Annotated in this window: 16 protein-coding genes and 1 rRNA gene; 11 read left to right on the top strand and 6 right to left on the bottom strand. The window is 66.4% G+C overall.

What is annotated here, in order from left to right:
• Positions 1-3: 3 nt before the first annotated feature.
• Both ABL843_RS01070 and ABL843_RS01065 read right to left on the bottom strand, forming a co-directional pair.
• Positions 4-1538 (bottom strand): 16S ribosomal RNA (locus tag ABL843_RS01070).
• Between the two features lie 709 nt (positions 1539-2247).
• Positions 2248-2790 (bottom strand): hypothetical protein, encoded by a 543-nt coding sequence (locus ABL843_RS01065; RefSeq protein WP_418118692.1) that lies wholly within the window; start codon positions 2788-2790, stop codon positions 2248-2250.
• A 121-nt stretch (positions 2791-2911) separates the two neighbouring features.
• Between ABL843_RS01065 and ABL843_RS01060 the strand changes: the two genes are divergently transcribed.
• The gene (locus ABL843_RS01060; RefSeq protein ID WP_184638823.1) at positions 2912-3892 is read left to right on the top strand and encodes a LysR family transcriptional regulator; all 981 of its coding nucleotides are present in this window, start codon (positions 2912-2914) and stop codon (positions 3890-3892) included.
• A gap of 24 nt (positions 3893-3916) precedes the next feature.
• Here ABL843_RS01060 and ABL843_RS01055 read toward each other — a convergent pair whose 3' ends face one another.
• Positions 3917-4090 carry a hypothetical protein gene (locus tag ABL843_RS01055; RefSeq protein WP_165909565.1) on the bottom strand — a complete coding sequence of 58 codons (174 nt, stop codon included), beginning with the start codon at positions 4088-4090 and terminating at the stop codon, positions 3917-3919.
• Positions 4091-4215: 125 nt separating this feature from the next.
• On the opposite strand from ABL843_RS01055, the gene ABL843_RS01050 reads away from it, so the two are divergent.
• Positions 4216-5043: a metallophosphoesterase gene (locus tag ABL843_RS01050; RefSeq protein WP_418118691.1), complete on the top strand. Its 828-nt coding sequence runs from the start codon at positions 4216-4218 to the stop codon at positions 5041-5043.
• A 74-nt stretch (positions 5044-5117) separates the two neighbouring features.
• Positions 5118-6623: an amidase gene (locus ABL843_RS01045; protein ID WP_418118690.1), complete on the top strand. Its 1506-nt coding sequence runs from the start codon at positions 5118-5120 to the stop codon at positions 6621-6623.
• Positions 6624-6649: 26 nt separating this feature from the next.
• On the opposite strand, the gene ABL843_RS01040 is transcribed toward ABL843_RS01045, so the two are convergent.
• Positions 6650-7387: a GntR family transcriptional regulator gene (locus ABL843_RS01040; protein ID WP_126020480.1), complete on the bottom strand. Its 738-nt coding sequence runs from the start codon at positions 7385-7387 to the stop codon at positions 6650-6652.
• Between the two features lie 262 nt (positions 7388-7649).
• Here ABL843_RS01040 and ABL843_RS01035 point away from each other — a divergent pair, with 262 nt between their 5' ends.
• The 8 genes from ABL843_RS01035 (at position 7650) to ABL843_RS01000 (ending at position 15426) form a co-directional block, all read left to right on the top strand.
• Positions 7650-8987: an aromatic ring-hydroxylating dioxygenase subunit alpha gene (locus ABL843_RS01035; protein WP_184638827.1), complete on the top strand. Its 1338-nt coding sequence runs from the start codon at positions 7650-7652 to the stop codon at positions 8985-8987.
• A gap of 9 nt (positions 8988-8996) precedes the next feature.
• A complete protein-coding gene (locus ABL843_RS01030) occupies positions 8997-10445 on the top strand; it encodes a glutamine synthetase family protein (RefSeq protein WP_184638829.1) in 1449 nt (482 codons plus the stop codon).
• A 5-nt stretch (positions 10446-10450) separates the two neighbouring features.
• The gene (locus ABL843_RS01025) at positions 10451-10774 is read left to right on the top strand and encodes a 2Fe-2S iron-sulfur cluster-binding protein (protein WP_184638831.1); all 324 of its coding nucleotides are present in this window, start codon (positions 10451-10453) and stop codon (positions 10772-10774) included.
• 100 nt (positions 10775-10874) lie between these two features.
• Complete coding sequence (locus ABL843_RS01020) at positions 10875-12077, top strand: ABC transporter substrate-binding protein (RefSeq protein WP_184638833.1); 1203 nt, start codon at positions 10875-10877, stop codon at positions 12075-12077.
• 53 nt (positions 12078-12130) lie between these two features.
• Positions 12131-12991: a branched-chain amino acid ABC transporter permease gene (locus tag ABL843_RS01015; RefSeq protein WP_418118689.1), complete on the top strand. Its 861-nt coding sequence runs from the start codon at positions 12131-12133 to the stop codon at positions 12989-12991.
• Complete coding sequence (locus tag ABL843_RS01010; protein ID WP_418118688.1) at positions 12988-13950, top strand: branched-chain amino acid ABC transporter permease; 963 nt, start codon at positions 12988-12990, stop codon at positions 13948-13950. Before ABL843_RS01015 ends, ABL843_RS01010 begins: the two co-directional genes overlap by 4 nt.
• Positions 13947-14729 (top strand): ABC transporter ATP-binding protein, encoded by a 783-nt coding sequence (locus ABL843_RS01005; protein WP_418118687.1) that lies wholly within the window; start codon positions 13947-13949, stop codon positions 14727-14729. Before ABL843_RS01010 ends, ABL843_RS01005 begins: the two co-directional genes overlap by 4 nt.
• Positions 14722-15426 carry an ABC transporter ATP-binding protein gene (locus ABL843_RS01000; protein WP_184638841.1) on the top strand — a complete coding sequence of 235 codons (705 nt, stop codon included), beginning with the start codon at positions 14722-14724 and terminating at the stop codon, positions 15424-15426. Before ABL843_RS01005 ends, ABL843_RS01000 begins: the two co-directional genes overlap by 8 nt.
• 157 nt (positions 15427-15583) lie before the next feature.
• Here ABL843_RS01000 and ABL843_RS00995 read toward each other — a convergent pair whose 3' ends face one another.
• Together ABL843_RS00995 and ABL843_RS00990 are read right to left on the bottom strand one after the other, a co-directional pair.
• The gene (locus ABL843_RS00995) at positions 15584-16744 is read right to left on the bottom strand and encodes an ABC transporter substrate-binding protein (protein WP_184638842.1); all 1161 of its coding nucleotides are present in this window, start codon (positions 16742-16744) and stop codon (positions 15584-15586) included.
• A 96-nt stretch (positions 16745-16840) separates the two neighbouring features.
• Positions 16841-18142, bottom strand: coding sequence for a cytochrome-c peroxidase (locus ABL843_RS00990; RefSeq protein WP_418120544.1), 1302 nt, complete (start codon positions 18140-18142; stop codon positions 16841-16843).

The raw sequence follows: 18142 nt of genomic DNA, 5'->3' as shown, positions 1-18142 counted from the left end.
CAGAAAGGAGGTGATCCAGCCGCACCTTCCGATACGGCTACCTTGTTACGACTTCACCCCAGTCACGAACCCTGCCGTGGTAATCGCCCTCCTTGCGGTTAAGCTAACTACTTCTGGCAGAACCCGCTCCCATGGTGTGACGGGCGGTGTGTACAAGACCCGGGAACGTATTCACCGTGACATTCTGATCCACGATTACTAGCGATTCCGACTTCACGCAGTCGAGTTGCAGACTGCGATCCGGACTACGACTGGTTTTATGGGATTAGCTCCCCCTCGCGGGTTGGCAACCCTTTGTACCAGCCATTGTATGACGTGTGTAGCCCCACCTATAAGGGCCATGAGGACTTGACGTCATCCCCACCTTCCTCCGGTTTGTCACCGGCAGTCTCATTAGAGTGCCCAACTGAATGTAGCAACTAATGACAAGGGTTGCGCTCGTTGCGGGACTTAACCCAACATCTCACGACACGAGCTGACGACAGCCATGCAGCACCTGTGTTACGGCTCTCTTTCGAGCACTAAGCCATCTCTGGCAAATTCCGTACATGTCAAAGGTGGGTAAGGTTTTTCGCGTTGCATCGAATTAAACCACATCATCCACCGCTTGTGCGGGTCCCCGTCAATTCCTTTGAGTTTCAACCTTGCGGCCGTACTCCCCAGGCGGTCAACTTCACGCGTTAGCTTCGTTACTGAGTCAGTGAAGACCCAACAACCAGTTGACATCGTTTAGGGCGTGGACTACCAGGGTATCTAATCCTGTTTGCTCCCCACGCTTTCGTGCATGAGCGTCAGTACAGGCCCAGGGGATTGCCTTCGCCATCGGTGTTCCTCCGCATATCTACGCATTTCACTGCTACACGCGGAATTCCATCCCCCTCTGCCGTACTCCAGCAATGCAGTCACAGATGCAGTTCCCAGGTTGAGCCCGGGGATTTCACAACTGTCTTACATCACCGCCTGCGCACGCTTTACGCCCAGTAATTCCGATTAACGCTTGCACCCTACGTATTACCGCGGCTGCTGGCACGTAGTTAGCCGGTGCTTATTCTTACGGTACCGTCATTAGCCCTCTTTATTAGAAAGAGCCGTTTCGTTCCGTACAAAAGCAGTTTACAACCCGAAGGCCTTCATCCTGCACGCGGCATGGCTGGATCAGGCTTGCGCCCATTGTCCAAAATTCCCCACTGCTGCCTCCCGTAGGAGTCTGGGCCGTGTCTCAGTCCCAGTGTGGCTGGTCGTCCTCTCAGACCAGCTACAGATCGAAGGCTTGGTGAGCCTTTACCTCACCAACTACCTAATCTGCCATCGGCCGCTCCATTCGCGCAAGGTCTTGCGATCCCCTGCTTTCATCCGTAGATCGTATGCGGTATTAGCACAGCTTTCGCTGCGTTATCCCCCACGATTGGGCACGTTCCGATGTATTACTCACCCGTTCGCCACTCGCCGCCAGGATTGCTCCCGCGCTGCCGTTCGACTTGCATGTGTAAGGCATGCCGCCAGCGTTCAATCTGAGCCAGGATCAAACTCTATAGTTCGATCTTGATTTTGCGCCCCATCTCGCGATGGAGCAAAACTCACAAAAACGGAATTGAAGTGAACTTCACTTCTATTCTCATGAGCGTTTTAAGTCTTGCGACTTGTTCCGAAGAACTTGTGCAATTACCTTCAAACGCCCACGCTTATCGGCTGTAATTTTTTAACGATCACCGAAGCAACTTGTCGTTTACTTCGTTTGCTTGCTGCGATCAGCGAAGCCTTGTAGTCTAGCACGATTTTTAAAGAATCGCCAAACTTTTTTCGCTTTCCATTTCTTCGTTATTCGCAGCTCACAACTCTCATTGTCAGCCGCCGAAGTCATTTCAGCGCAGCCTTGCAGTCTAGCACGATTTTTCAAATCAACCAAACCATTTTGGCTTTTCGCATCCGCCAACTTTTCTCGCAACCCGCAACTCTCATCGCAAGTCGCCGAAGCAGTTCGTTTCAGCGAAGCCTCCGATTATGCACTGTTTTTTCAAACCGCGTCAACTTTTTTCGAAGACTTTTCTTCACCCCATCCAACCAGCCCCTAAGAACCTGCAAGACCTGAACACCAGGAGGCATTTAGCAGCGAAGCCCACGAGTATATGACAGATTTTGAGACTCTGTCTACTCTTTCGCACTTTTTGCGCAGCGGCTGTGCGCCTCCCCTCATAAATAAAGAAAGCCGCCCGAAGGCGGCTTTCTTTATTGGCGAATCGCTGCTGCTTAGTAGTAGCGCGAACTGTTCATGCGGCGCATCGCTTCGTACAGCGTGGGCATGCGCACTTCCTGCGAGCGGGCGCTCATGCGGGCCAGTGCATCGATCTTGGCGGCTTCGGCTGCGGGCATGGTGCCTTCCGATTGCTGGCGCCACATGGCGGCCTGCAGTTCCTGCATCACGCGCGGGTCGCTTTGAGCGGTGGCGAGGAAGCGGGCGTCGGCACGCGCTGCGGCACGGCGTTCGGCAGCTGCGCGCCACGCGGCGGCGAGGCTGCTCTGGCGGACCGAGCCGGCGAACAGCGCGAACAAGGCGATGGCTGCAATGCAGAACACCGTCCAGGCAGCAAGCAGGCCGCCGTCGTTCCAGTTGGAAACGAGCGACTCGGTCACCACAAGGACGGCCGCCGCGATGGCGACGATCAACAGGGCGATCAGCGGGCGGGCGCCATTGGCGCCTGCGCGTGCGGCCTGGATCTGGCCGAACAGGACCTCGGCGCGACGGACGCCGGGGTGGACGGTGGGTTGGTCAACGTGAACGAAGCTGGTCATGATGCATCCCTCCTGGGACATTGGTAATCAGTGGTGGCGAACAAGGCCGATGGGGTGATATTAGGGATTACCCCAGTGTTTATCCACTTTATCTTTCTGATGTTTATCATTCACAAGACTGATGGACGTCAACTTTCGCACGCTCGACCTCAATCTGCTCCGCGTCTTCGACGAGGTGATGGCCGAACGCAACCTCACACGAGCCGCTCGCAACCTGTCGATCACCCAGCCGGCGGTAAGCAATGCGCTGCGGCGCCTGCGCGAAGTCCTGGGCGACGAGCTGGTGCGCCGCTCCGGCGCAGGCGTCGAGCCCACCCCTCGCGCGCTCGCCCTCTGGCCGACCGTGCGGGACGCCCTGCGCCAGTTGCAGCACACGCTGGCCCCCGGCGAATTCGATGCCGGCACGGCCGACACGACGTTCCTCTTGGCGATGGCCGATGCCACCGCGGCGGAGCTCATCCCGGGCCTGGTCCAGATCGCCGAAAAGGAAGCCCCGGCCATTTCCCTGCGCGTGCTGCCGCTGACCACGCGCGATCCGCGCCGCATGCTGGAACAGGAAGAGGTCGACATGGCGGTCGGCTACTTCCCGGCGGTGATCGCGAGCCTCGCGGCGCGGGGGCAGTCGGGGGTGGGGGTTCCGTTCGAGACCCAGCGGCTCTACCTGGGCCAATATGTATGCGTGATGCGGCGGGGCCATCCGCTGGCGGATGCGCCCCTCACGCTGGACGACTACTGTGCCGCCCGCCATCTGCTGGTGAGCTTCTCGGGCCGGCCCTACGGCTTCATCGACCAGACGCTGGGCGCCATGGGCCGCGAGCGGCGCATCGTGGTGACGGTGAACCAGTTCTTCACCGCAGGCAGGGTGGTCGCCAATTCGGATCTGCTGACCGTGCTGCCCCGCCACTTCGTGACCGTGACCGGCATCGACGACCAGCTGGTACTGCGCGACCTGCCCTTCGACCAGCCGCCGGTACACGTGGATGCGATCTGGCATCGGCGCGCCCAGCACGGGCATTCTCACGAATGGCTGCGAAATGCGCTGTTGCGCTCGGCAGCCGCGGCTTTCGCCGGCTCGGTCCTCGGACAGAAGGTGCCCGACTGACCTGTTGCGCTATCTATATGTGGATCAGCGGACGACGCTGAGCCAGGCGCTGGCTGCGGCACGCAGCTCCTGGGCGTGATGGGCTCCGCGGCCGGCGCGCATGTCGGCGCTTTCCATCAGTGCGGCGGCGTGGCTGGCCGGGGCATTGGCGCTGGAAGAACGGAAGAAACGGGCCACTTGGGCGATGAGGCTGAACATGATGGTGCGCGGCTCGTGGCTGCGCTGGAGTGGTTGATGCTCCAAGAATAAGGGTTAACCCTAAAAGATCAAGCCAAACCTTATGCGTGTCACGCATGGGGCAATTCACCTAGACTGGCTCGACGATGAAGCTGCAACTGCTGTCCGACCTGCACCTGGAGTCCCATCCCCGCTTCCGAGCCGAGCCCCTGCCCGGCGCCGACATGCTGATCCTGGCGGGCGACATCGGCTCCTACCAGCAGGGCTCCCGCCTGACCGACACCGACTTCGGCCTGGGCCGCTTCTCCCCCCGCAAGGGCTGGCCGGTGCCGGTGATCTACGTGCCGGGCAACCATGAATACGACAACGTCGACTTCGACGAGACCCACCAGCGCCTGCGCGCCCTCTGCGACGAGCTCAACATCATCTGGCTGGAGCGCGAAACCCGGGTAATCGAAGGCGTCCGCTTCGTCGGCACCACGCTCTGGGCCGATTTCGACGCGCTCGCCGAGCCGACAGACAGCCTCGCCGAAGCACTCAAGAAGCGCGGCAAGGCCATGCGCGCGGCCGATTTCTATCTTGAAAAAGCAGCCACCATGCGTAACGGCGAGCTGTTCCTCGCCGCGCAGCTGCGCGACCAGGGGCTGGCCTGCCAGGACTGGCTCAAGCAGGCGCTGGCCGAGCCGTTCGACGGGACCACGGTCGCCATCACCCACTTCGCGCCCAGCCTCGAGAGCGGCGATCCGCGCTACGGATTGACACCCGGCACCGCAGGTTTTTGCAACGCGCTCGACGAGTTGCTGCCCCATGCACAGCTCTGGCTGCACGGCCACCTGCACTGCCCGTCCGACTACGTGAAGAACGGCTGCCGCGTGGTTGCCAACCCCCTGGGCTACTCGCGCAACGGCGAACAGGAAGGCTACAAGCCCCAGCTGCTGATCGAGGTGCCCGGCGCCCGGCACCAGCAGCGGTAACGGCCGGCAACGCGTTCGCCGCCATGGCTGTGTAGACTGGCCCGATTCCATCCGACCGGATGGGGGAGCGTGCCATGACGCAGCAGCAACAACAACGACGTCGCCACTTCCTGCAGCAGGCCGCCGGCGCAGCCGCGACCGCCGGGCTGTCCTCCTTCTGGCCGCGGGCTTTCGCCCAGAAGCCGGCCGAGGCGACCGGAGGCAGGGCCATGGGGCAGCTCTCGATCGCCGAGATGTCGCGCCGCCTCGCCGCCGGCAGCCTCAGCAGCAGCCAGCTGGTGGAGGAAGCACTGGCCGCCATCCAGAACCCCGCCGGCGAAGGCGCCCGCACCTTCATCCGCGTGCATGCCGATTCGGCACGCGCCGCCGCCGCGCGGCTCGACGCCGAACGCAAGGGCGGCCGCCCCGCCGCCTCGCCCATCGCCGGCATCCCCATCTCGCTGAAGGACCTGTTCGACGAGGCCGGCGTCACCACGCTCGGCGGCTCGGTGGTGCTGGCCGGCCAGCCGCCGGCCGCGCGCGACGCCATCGTGGTCGAGCGGCTGCGGCGCGCGGGCGCGATCGTCATCGGGCGTTCCAACACGGTCGAGTTCGCCTACACCGGCCTGGGCATCAACCCGCACTACGGCACGCCGAAGAACGCCTACGACCGCGCGACCGGCCGCATTCCCGGCGGCTCGACCTCCGGCGGCGCGATCTCGCTGACCGATGGCATGGCAGCCGGCGCCATCGGTACCGACACCGGCGGCTCGCTGCGCATTCCGGCCGCCCTCAACGGCCTGGTGGGCTTCAAGCCGACGCAGCGGCGCGTTCCGCTGGACGGCGTGCTGCCGCTGTCGACCTCCTTCGACTCGGCCGGTCCGATGGCGTGGACGGTGGAAGACTGCGCCCTGCTGGATTCCGTGCTCGCCGCCGAGCTGCCGCGCCCGCTGCGCGTGCTGCCGATGCGCGGCCTGCGCTTCGCGGTGCCCAGGACCTTCTTCCTCGACGAACTCTCGCCGCCCGTGGCTGCGGCCTTCGCCTCGGCGCTGGCCAAGCTCTCCGCCGCGGGCGCGACGATCACCGAGCTACCGATGGCCGAGTTCGCGAAGGCGCCGACCATCAACCCGCGCGGGATGATCACCGCCGCCGAAGCCTTCACCTGGCACCGCGAGCTCATCAAGGCCGGCGCCGCCAGGTACGACCCGCGCGTGCTGGCCCGCATCAGGACCGGCGAGACCATCACCGCGCCCGACTACCTGCAGCTGCAGGCGCTGCGCCGGCAGTTCATCCGCTCGATCAACACCGTGGCCGCGAGCTACGACGCAATGCTGATGCCCACCACGCCCGACATCGCGCCGCCGATCGCCGAAGTGCTGAAGGACGATGACACCTATTACCGGATCAACGGCCGCATGCTGCGCAACCCCGCGGTGGTGAACCTGTTCGACGGCTGCGCGCTCTCGGTGCCCTGCCATGACGCGGGCACCGCGCCGGTGGGGCTGATGGTGGCCAGCATCGGCAACACCGATCACCGCCTGCTGGCGGTGGGCGCGGCGGTGGAGGCGGTGGTAACGCCGAGGCGTGCGCTCAGCAGCTGAGCTGCCGCACCGCCAGCGTCGGAGATTCAGGCGCCGCCGCGGCCCTTCGCCACCAGCTTGATGCCCGGCATCAGCTCGGCCGCCAGCTCCGGCCGTTCCAGCGCGTAGTCGAGGTTCATGCGTGCGATCTCGACATGCTCCTCGCCCAGCGCCTGTGCCCGCGAGCCCTGGCCGCGCTCGATGGCCTGCACCATCGCATGGTGCGTGCGATGCGCCTGCCGCATCCACTGCTGGCCCTCTTCCATCGACGACTGCATCGGCAGCATGGCGCTCGGAGCGGCGAAGGGCTGGCCGCCGAGCATGTCCATCACCCGCTTGAGCGCGAGATTGCCGCAGCCTTCGATGATCAGCTTGTGGAAGCGGTCGTTCATCTCGACGTAGGCCGCGTAGTCGTCGATCTCCATGCTGGGCTTGTTCACGGCGCGGTCGCCGTCTTCCAGGCATTCCTTCAGGTCGCGCAGCAGCTGGCGCGAGGCGCCGTCCTCGGCAAGCAGGCGCGCGGCGAAGCCTTCGATCACGCCGCGTACGCGGATGGCGTCGGCCACCTCCTGCGAGGTGAAGCGGCGCATCTGGTAGCCGCCGCTGGGCGACTGTTCGATCAGCCCTTCGTGCTCCAGGCTGGCCAGCGCCAGCCGCACCGGCGTGCGCGAAGCCTCGAGCTTCTCGGCCAGCGGGATCTCGGCCAGCCGCTCTCCGGGCCCGAATTCGCCCTTGAGGATCATGTCGCGCAATTGCACGAGCACGCGGGATTGTTGGGAGTCCATGGGCGGATTCTAGGAGACGGGCCCCACATTGCACGCAGCGTATTTACTCTGGCTCGGTTGTTGCATGCATCTCTTCACAAGAAGTGTCAAAAACCGACGATACGCTCAGCGTTTACCCTGATTTTGGCGTTTGCAGGCCCCAGATTGGGGCAATTTGGCAGATGAAAGTTTGACCCGGATCGAGGATCACCAAGACAATGCATACAGTTGCATGCAATGGCTGCAAGCCTCTTTCCACAGTCCCCACGATGGAGCCCGCACGATGATCAGCGCAGAGCAGAACGATTTCATCACCCGCGTCGGACCCGGCGCGCCCGCCGGCAAGCTGCTGCGCCGCTACTGGCAGCCGGTGGCCCTGGCCGACGAACTGGCGGGCCCGCGCCCGGTCAAGCCGGTGAAACTCATGGGGCAGGACTTCGTCCTCTTCCGCGACGAGAGCGGCCAGCTCGGCATGCTCGACCGCGACTGCCCCCACCGCGGCGCCGACCTCGCCTTCGGCCGGCTCGAGAACGGCGGCATCCGCTGCGCCTTCCACGGCTGGCTGTTCGACGCCAGGGGCAACTGCCTAGAGACCCCGGCCGAACCCGCCTCCAGCAAGCTGTGCAGCCGCATCAAGCAGTCGGCCTATCCGGTGGTCGAGAAGAGCGGCGTGGTCTTTGCCTACATCGGCGAGGGCGAGCCCCCAGCCTTCCCCGAGTTCGACTGCTTCGTCGCGCCCGACAGCCACACCTTCGCGTTCAAGGGCCTGTTCGAGTGCAACTGGCTGCAGGCGCTCGAAGTGGGCATCGACCCAGCGCACGCCTCGTACCTGCACCGCTTCTTCGAGGACGAGGACACCTCCGAAAGCTACGGCAAGCAGTTCCGCGGCGCCTCGGCCGACTCCGACATGCCCATCACCAAGGTGCTGCGCGAATACGACCGGCCCGACATCAGCGTCGAGCCCACCAACTACGGCTTCCGCCTGAAGGCGCTGCGCAAGCTGTCGGAGGACACCACCCACGTGCGCGTGACCAACCTCGTGTTTCCGCAGGCCTTCGTGATCCCGATGAGCTCCGAGATGACCATCTCGCAGTGGCACGTGCCGGTGGACGACACACACTGCTACTGGTACGCCATCTTCACCAGCTTCACCGGCCCGGTCGACAAGCAGCAGATGCGCGAGCAGCGCCTGAAGCTCTACGAGCTGCCCGACTACACCTCGCGCAAGAACAAGCGCAACAACTACGGCTACAGCATCGAGGAACAGCTCACCGAGACCTACACCGGCATGGGCGACGACATCAACGTGCACGACCAGTGGGCGGTGGAGTCGCAGGGCCCTATTCAAGACCGCACGCGCGAGCACCTGGGCAGCACCGACAAGGGGATCATTGCCTACCGCCGCGTGCTGGTGAAGGCGATCGAGGCCACGCTGGCCGGCGAAGGCGCGCCGATGGTCATCGACGCCGCGCAGGCCAGCGCCATGACCGGCCCGCCGTCCATCGACGGCATCGGCCGCAACGTCGCCGACGAGGCCGCCACCGAGGCCTACTGGCAGGACGCCGACCGCGCGCGGCGACTGAAGTCGGACTGGGCCTCCGCACGCCTGGCCGCAGCCTGAGCACACGCCATGACGAGCCACACATTCGTCGACCGCTTCGGCCTCTGGAGCGAAGACCAGCACGCGCAGGCCAGGGAACTGGTGCGCCGCATCGACGGCGGCGAAGTCGACCTCGTCCGCTTCGCCTGGCCCGACCAGCACGGCATCCTGCGCGGCAAGACGCTGGTCGCCGCCGAGGCGCGCTCGGCCCTCTGGGAAGGCGTGAACCTCACCTCCACCCTGCTGGCCAAGGACACCTCGCACAAGACCGTGTTCCCGGTGTTCACCCAGGGCGGCGGCTTCGCCATGGAGGGCCTGCAGGGCGGCGCCGACTTCACCATCGTGGCCGACCCCGCCACCTTCAAGGTCCTGCCGTGGTCGCCGCGCACCGGCTGGGTGATGTGCGACGCCTACATGGCCGACGGCAAGCCCTGCCCCTTCGCCACGCGGCAGATCCTGCAGCGCGCGGTGCGCCAGCTCGACGAGCTGGGGCTGGACTTCATCGCCGGCCTGGAGGTGGAGTTCCACGTCTTCAGGCTCGACGACGCCCGCATGGGCCTGGCCGACTCCGGCCAGCCCGGCGAGCCGCCGCGCGTGTCACTGCTGTCGCACGGCCACCAGTACCTCACCGAGCTGCGCTACGACCGCGTCGACGACCTGATGGAGCTGCTGCGCTCGCAGCTCATGGCGCTGGGCCTGCCGCTGCGCTCGCTCGAAATCGAATTCGGCCCCAGCCAGTTCGAGCTCACCTTCGGCCCCACCGCCGGCGTCATGCCCGCCGACACCATGGTGCTGCTGCGCAGCGCCATCAAGCAGGTCTGCCAGCGCCACGGGCTGCACGCCACCTTCATGTGCCGGCCGAAGATCCCGAACGTGATGTCCAGCGGCTGGCACCTGCATCAGTCGCTGCGCCGCAGGAGCGACGGCGTCAACGCCTTCATGCCGGAGGCCTCGAGCGGCCAGCCGCTGAGCGAGACCGGCATGCACTACCTCGGCGGCCTCAAGGCGCACGCCTGCGGCGCCGCGGCGCTGGCGAGCCCCACCATCAACGGCTACCGCCGCTACCGCCCCTTCTCGCTCGCGCCCGACCGCGCGATCTGGGCCAAGGACAACCGCGGCGCGATGCTGCGCGTGCTCGGCGGCCCGGGCCAGGCGGCCACGCGCATCGAGAACCGCGTGGGCGAGCCGACGGCCAATCCGTACCTGTACCTGGCGTCGCAGCTGTTCTCGGGCCTGGACGGCATCCGCAACAGGATCGACCCCGGCCCCTCTGCCGACGCACCGTACGAAACGCCGGCGGAGCAGCTGCCCCGCTCGTTGAGCGACGCCCTCGCCTGCCTGCGCCAGGACGAGATGCTCAACGCGCAGATGGGCAAGACCTTCGTCGACTACCTCTGCCACATCAAGGAAGCGGAGATCGCCCGTTTCAACCTCGAAGTCAGCGAGTGGGAACACCGCGAGTACTTCGACATGTTCTAGAACCCATGCCCACGATCCACTACATCCTCAAGGACGGCACCACGCGTTCGGTCGACGCCAAGGTCGGCGCCAGCGTGATGGAGACCGCCATCCGCGGCAACGTGCGCGGCATCGACGCCGAGTGCGGCGGCTGCTGCTCCTGCGCCACCTGCCACGTCTACGTGGACGACGCCTTCATCGACCTGCTGCCGCCGCCCGACGACATGGAGAGCGCGCTGCTCGATGCCGTGGCGTCCGAGCGCCGGCCCGGCTCGCGCCTGAGCTGCCAGCTCGGCATCACCGCGGCCTTCGATGGCCTCACGGTGCGCGTGCCCGATACGCAGGTCTGACGCCTGGCTCGGGCATCATCGCCCGCTTTGTTTGCACATCCGGTTACATGACAGCGGCGCCCGAAGGGGCGCATCCACTCCACCTGAAAGGCGTTTTCCCATGACGACGATGACCAAGAGAACCATCCTCTCGACCCTGCTGCTGGCCGGCTTCGGCCTGCTGGGAGCGACCGCGCAGGCCGCCGGCGAGCCGCTGCGCATCGGCCTCATCGCCACCTACTCGGGCCCCTACGCCGACTACGGCCGCCAGTTCGACGCCGGCATCGCGCTCTACCTGAAGGAGCACGGCGGCAAGGTGGGCGGCCGCACGGTCGAGATCATCAAGAAGGACACCGCCGGCCCCGCGCCCGACGCCGCCAAGCGCATCGCGCAGGAGCTCATCGTGCGCGACAAGGTGAGCGTGCTCACCGGCCTGGACTTCAGCCCCAACGCCTACGCCGTGGGCGCCATCGCCACGCAGGCGAAGATCCCGACCATCGTGATGAACGCGGCCTCCTCGGCCATCACCACCAGCTCGCCGTACGTAGCGCGGCTGTCGTTCACCGTGCAGCAGGTGACGGACCCGATGGCGCGCTACATGCTCAAGGAAGGCATCAAGGACGCCTACACCGTGGTCGCCGACTACGCCTCGGGCGTCGACGCCGAGACCGCCTTCAAGAAGACCTTCACCGCCGGCGGCGGCAAGGTGTCGGGCGAGGTGCGCACGCCGATGAACAACCCCGACTTCTCGGCCTACGTGCAGCGCATCAAGGACGCCAAGCCCCAGGCCGTGTTCTTCTTCTTCCCCTCGGGCGTGATGCCGCCGGCCTTCCTGAAGGTGTGGAAGGAGCGCGGCATGGAGCAGGCCGGCATCAAGCTCTACGCCACCGGCGAAGCCACCGACGACAGCTACCTCGACGCCACCGGCGACGTGGCGCTGGGCCTGGTCACCAGCCACCACTACTCCTTCGCTCACCCCTCGCCGAAGAACCAGAAGTTCGTGCGCGACTTCGCCGCCGACAACGGCGCCAAGCTGCGCCCGAGCTACTTCGCCGTGACCGCCTACGACGCCATGGCCGCCATCGACCTCGCGCTGGCCAGGACCAAGGGCGACACCGCCGGCGACAAGTTCATGGACGCGCTCAAGGGCCTGAGCTTCGAGAGCCCGCGCGGCCCGGTGGAGATCGACCCGGCCACGCGCGACATCGTGCAGACCGTCTACATCCGCAAGACCGAGCGCGTGAACGGCCAGCTGGTGAACGTCGAGTTCGACAAGTTCGAGCGCGTGAAGGACCCGGCGAAGGAAGGCGCGGCCGCCAAGTAGGCATTGCTCGTCGTATCCATCGTTCAGCCAGCGAGTCAGCAAGCGGGAAATTCATGGGCATCGTGATCTTCGACGGAGTGGCCTACGGCATGCTCCTCTTCCTCATCGGCGTGGGCCTGTCCATCACGATGGGGCTCATGAATTTCGTCAACCTCGCGCATGGCAGCTTCGCGATGGTGGGCGGCTACGCAGCCGCCGTGCTGATGAACCGCTTCGGGCTCGGCTTCGGCCTCTCGCTGGCGGCCGCCTTCGTGGCGGCGGCACTGGTGGGCGCGGTGCTGGAGTTCGTGTTCTACCGGCGCCTGTACCGCGCGCATCCGCTGGACCAGGTGCTGCTGTCGATCGGCGTGGTGTTCGTGTCCATCGCCGCCTTCACCTACTTCTTCGGCCCGACGATGCAGCCCTTCACGCTGCCGCCGGCGCTCGACGGGCAGGTGTCGCTGGCGGGCCTGGAAGTAGGCCGCTACCGGCTCTTCCTGATCGTCTGCGGCGTGCTCGTGCTGGCTGCCCTGCTGCTGGGCCTGGGCAAGACGCGCTACGGCGCGATGGTGCGCGCGGCGGTCGACAACCAGCGCGTGGCCGGCGGCACCGGCATCCACGTGCAGCGGCTCTTCTTCCTGACCTTCTCGCTGGGCTGCGGCCTCGCGGGCCTGGGCGGCGCGCTGAGCCTGGGCATGCTGGGGCTGGAGCCCTCGTTCCCGCTCAAGTACCTCGTCTATTTCCTGATGGTGGTCTGCGTCGGCGGCGCGGGCACCGTCACGGGGCCTTTCATCGCGGCGCTGCTGGTCGGCATCGTCGACGTGGCGGGCAAGTACTATCTGCCGGAGACCGGCGCATTCCTCATCTACGTCTTCATGATCGCCATGCTGCTGGTGCGTCCGAACGGCATCGTCGCGAAGAAGGGGCTCGCATGAAAGCCCTGAACCTGTCCCCCGCGCAGCTGCGCATCGCCGAAGCGGCCTTCTGGCTCGCGCTGGCGTCGAGCTTCTTCCTGCTGCCCGACAAGCTCACGCTGATGAGCCAGGTGCTGATCTTCGGCCTGTTCGCGGTGTCGCTCGACATGGCGCTGGGCTACGCGGGCATCCTTACCGTGGGCCACGCGGCCTTCTTCGGCGCGGGCGCCTACGCGGCCGGGCTGCTCGCCAAGTACGGCTGGAGCGAGCCCTTCAGCGGCCTCGTGTTCGCGCTCGCGGTGTGCGGCGCGCTGGGCTATGCGCTGAGCTACCTGGTGGTGCGCGGCGCCGACCTCACGCGGCTGATGATCACCATCGGCGTGTGCGTGCTGCTCTACGAGCTGGCCAACCGGCTCTCGGGCATCACCGGCGGCACCGACGGACTGCAGGGCGTGGCCATCGCGCCGGTGCTCGGCTTCTTCGAATTCGACCTCTACGGCAAGACCGCGTTCGGCTACGCCTTCGGCGTGGTGCTCGCAATGTTTCTGCTGGTGCGGCTGGTGCTGCGCTCGCCCTTCGGGCTGGCGCTGCGCGGCATCCACGACAGCCGCAAGCGCATGACGGCCATCGGCTCGCCGGTGGAGGCGCGGCTGCGCATGGCCTACGCCTTCTCGGCCGCGGTGGCGGGCGTGGCGGGCGCGCTGCTGGCGCAGACCACGCAGTTCGTCGGCATCGAATCGATCGGCTTCAACCGCTCGGCCGAGGTGCTCATCATCCTGGTGCTCGGCGGCACGGGGCGGCTCTATGGCGGGATGATCGGCGCCATCGTCTACATGCTGGTGCACGACTGGTTCGCCGACATGAACCCGCAGTACTGGATGTTCTGGCTCGGCATCTTCCTGATCGCGGCGGTCATGCTGGGGCGCGGCGGCATCATGGGCGCGCTCTCGCGCTTCGTTCGCACGGGGAAGGCGCGATGACGAACACCACGCACACCCTGCGCACGCAGGACCTCGGCGTGCGCTTCGGCGCCTTCCAGGCCGTGGCCGAGGTGAACCTCTCGCTCGAACCCGGCGCGCGGCAGGCGCTGATCGGTCCCAACGGCGCCGGCAAGACCACGCTCATCAACCTGCTGACCGGCGTGCTCAAGCCCACCAGCGGCAGCATCCACATGGGCGGGACCGACATCACGCGGCTGCCCGGCGACAAGCGCGCCCGAATGGGCCTGGCGCGCACCTTCCAGATCAACACGCTCTTTCCCAGCCTCACGCCGCTGCTGTCGGTGGTGCTGGCGATCAGCGAGCGCGAAGGGCTGGGCGCCACCTGGTGGCGGCCGCTGAAGGGCTGCACGGCCGTGTTCGACGAGGCGCATGCGCTGCTGGGCACGCTCAAGCTCGACAGCCTGGCCGACGTGCCCGTGGCCGAGCTGGCCTACGGCAAGCAGCGGCTGCTCGAAATCGCGCTCGCGCTGGCGGCCAAACCCCGCATCCTGCTGCTCGACGAGCCCGCCGCCGGCGTGCCCGAGGACGAGAGCGGCGAGCTGTTCGAAGCCATCGCGGCTCTACCGTCTGACATCAGCGTGCTCTTCATCGAGCACGACATGAAGCTGGTCTTCCGCTTCGCGCGCCGCATCTCGGTGCTGGTGGGCGGACGCATCCTCACCGAGGGCACGCCGTCGGACATCGGCGCCGATCCGCGCGTGCGCGAGGTCTACCTGGGCAGCTCGCACCTCCATCACCACCCACACACCCATGCCTGAAGCACTCGCCTTCGACAACGTCACCGCCGGCTATGGCAACGCCGTGGTGCTCGACCGGCTCGATTTCTCCCTGCAGCAGGGCGAGAGCCTCGCCATCCTCGGGCGCAACGGCGTGGGCAAGACCACGCTGCTCGAGACGCTGATGGGCAACACCCGCGTGATGCAGGGCGCGATCCGCTGGCAGGGCACGGACATCGTGCGCTGGCCCTCGCACCAGCGCGTGCGCGCGGGGCTGGGCTGGGTGCCGCAGGAGCGCGAGGTGTTCCCCTCGCTCACGGTCGAAGAGAACCTCACCGTCATCTCGCGGCTCGGCGGCTGGAACCTCAAGCGCGTCTACGACTTCTTCCCGCGCCTGCGCGAGCGTCGCGGCAACTACGGCAACCAGCTGTCGGGCGGCGAGCAGCAGATGCTCGCCATCGGCCGCGCGCTCATGACCAACCCGAAGCTGCTGCTGCTCGACGAGCCCATGGAGGGCCTCGCGCCGATCATCGTGGAGGAACTGGCGACGGCGATCCGCCGGCTGTGCGAGTCGGAGGGGCTCGCGTCGATCGTGGTGGAGCAGCACCCGGTGCTCGCGCTGGAGATGACGCACAAGGCGATCGTGCTGGAGCGCGGCACCGTGGTGCACGCGGGGCTCAGTGCGGAGCTGGCGGAGGACGCGTCGCTGCTCGAGGGGCTGCTCGGGGTCGGGGTCTGAAATTCGGAAGCGGGCAGCCGGACGCAGAGGGCGCGAAGGTTTCGCGAAGGTCGCAAAAGGAAAACCAAAAAAGTTTTCGATTTCTTCTGCGACTTCTGCGTAGTTTTCGTATTCCTTCTGCGTTCGGCTGTCCGTTCCCGCTTTCGCGCCCGGCGGCCTAGCTGAGCATCTGGCCGCGGCTGCCGATGACGGCCACGTCCACGAACTGGCCGCCTTCGCGGTTGGTGCGCCCGTAGTTGATCTTCACGCCGCCCAGGTCGAAGTTCTCGATGCTCGCGAGCCCCGACATCACCGATGCGCGGGTGAGCGAGCCGCCCGCGCGGCGCATGCCCTCTGCGAGCACCGCCGCGTTCAGGTAGCCCTCCAGGCTGGTGAGCGAGAAGTCCTTGACGCCGTTGGCCACCATGTCGGCCTGGTAGCGGCGCACGATCTCGAACTTGGTCGAGTACGGCGAGGGCACCACGATCACGAAGCCCAGGCCCTTGGCCAGGTCGCCCATGGCCGACAGCGCGCTGGCGGTGATCGACAGGCCGTAGGCCGAGCTGCTGTTGCCCGCCTCGCGCAGCGCCTTCAGGAACACCGGCGCCGTGCCGGCCAGACCGACCACCACCACCTGAGGCTTGGCCTTGGCGATGGCTTCGGCGGCGGGGCCCACTTCCATGCTGGTGGTGTTGGGCGTGGTCGCGATCACCGCCGGCTCCAGCTTCGCCTTCGCCAGCGCGGCCTTGAAGGCGGCCAGCACCGACTGCCCCAGCGGATCGTTCGAATGCACGAGGCCGATGCGGCTCTGGCCCAGCACGGCGGCGGTGCTCACCAGCTTCTCGACTTCCTGGTCGTAGTTGGCGCGCACCCAGAAGGTGTTGGGCGAATTCTTCTTGCGCAGCGAGATCGTGCCGGTGATGGGGCCCACCACGGCCATGCCGGGCACCGCATCCATCACCTCGGCCGTCTGGCGCGTGCCCAGGGGGTGCACCAGCGCGAGCACGGAGCTGTCCTTCTCGAAGGCCAGCGCGTTGGCCTTGGCCACGTCGGGCTTGAAGGTGTCGTCGGCCATCACGAGCTCGACCTTGGAGCCGTTGATGCCGCCAGCCTTGTTCAGCGCATTGAAGAAGGCGCTGGAGCCCTGGTACAGGCCCTGGCCGTTGGCCTTCTCGACGCTGCTGTTGTCGAAGGTCGTTCCCACGCGCAGCGGCCGGTTCTGCGCGAGCGCCGGAAAGCCGAGGCCGGCGGCGGCAGTGGCGGCGGCCAGCCCGGTCAGCGCACGCCGACGGCTGTTGGAAAGCGGCGCAATCGACTCGCGCGGCACGGGAACGGTCATGGTCGAAGTCTCCGGAAATGAATGCGTCTGTGACAAAAGTTCACACTCTTGCGAGAAATGTAACGCACCTTGCCGTGCCGGAGATGACCTTGGCTGCTACTTCATGGCCGGCTTCGGCATGGCCGCCACATAGCGTGCGTCGGTCAGGGTGCCGAGGAAGGCGCTGATCTCGTCGATCTCCTCGTCGGTCAGCGCGGGCGTGGTGCCGGGGCGACGGTTCATCGGCGTGGAGTTGACGTTGATGTTGCCCCGGTAGGCGGCGGGCACGTCGTCGAAGGTCGGCCTGCCGTGGTACCACTTCGCAGGGTCGGTGGAGCGCGTGGCATAGAACGCGACCGCGTCGCGCAGCGTGGTGAACACGCCGTTGTGCATGAAGCTCTGGCGCACCGCCACGTTGCGCAGCCCCGGCGTGCGGAAGTAGCCGCACCACTGGTTCGGCTCCGGCCAGCGCAGCTGCGCCGCGGTGCGGCACAGGCCGTTGTCGAAGCGGCGCGGATCGCGGTTGGCCGGCAGCGAGAGGTTTCGCGGCACGGCGATGGCGTCGTAGCCGAAGTCGGTGAAGAGCGAACGCTCGGGCCGGCTCGCCGTGTCCGACAGCGTGTGGCACGACATGCAGTTGCCCTTGTCGGGGTTCTTGAACAGCGCGAGGCCGCGCATCTCCTGCGGGCTCAGCGGCGTGCGCTTGCGCAGGTAGTCGTCGAAGCGCGAGCTGAAGGGCGCCATTTCGTCGCTCTGCAGGTAGGCCTGCAAAGCCTGGCCGATGCCCTTCACCGCCTGTTCGGGGTCGCGCAGCACGCGCGGCCCGAAGGCCAGCGACATCGCGGGAGCCAGGTCGGTGCCGCGCAGCTTGCGCAGCAGGCTCTGCGGCGAGGCGTTGTTCATCTCGTCGGGGTCGAACAGCGGGCCGCGCGCCTGCTCGGCCAGCGTATCGGCGCGGCCGTCGGCGAAGAGGCCGCCGAACGGCGAGGCGAAAGGCGCGTCGTCGTCCTGGTAGAAGTGGCGCCGCGGCACGTAGCGCACGTACAGCAGCGACGGCGCCGTGCGCGGGCTGAAGCGCCCCGGCCGGCTGCCCTGCGGCGTGCGCGGGCCGGCCAGCGAAGGCGCGTTCAGCGTCGAGGTGAAGGCGCGCAGCGGATCGTGGCAGCTCGCGCAGGAGGTGCCCTGCGGCTGCGACAGCCGCGTGTCGAAGAAGATGCGCTTGCCCAGCGCGGCCAGCGCCGGGTCGGGCCTGAAGGTGGCCTCGGTGGGATCGATGCGCGCTGAGACCTTCGGCGTGGCGCCGATGCGTTCGACGACCATGCTCGGCGGGCCGCCCGGGTTGATCTCCACGGTGGTGGCGGCGGCAGCCACGCCCGGCCAGCCCAGGCAGGCGGCCGCCATCGCCAGCGCGGCACGCAT

The organism is Variovorax sp. 350MFTsu5.1, assembly GCF_048302515.1.
GTDB lineage: Bacteria > Pseudomonadota > Gammaproteobacteria > Burkholderiales > Burkholderiaceae_C > Variovorax > Variovorax guangxiensis.
The sequence above is the reverse complement of the archived record's forward strand: the minus strand, read 5'-3'. Positions and strand labels throughout refer to the sequence as shown.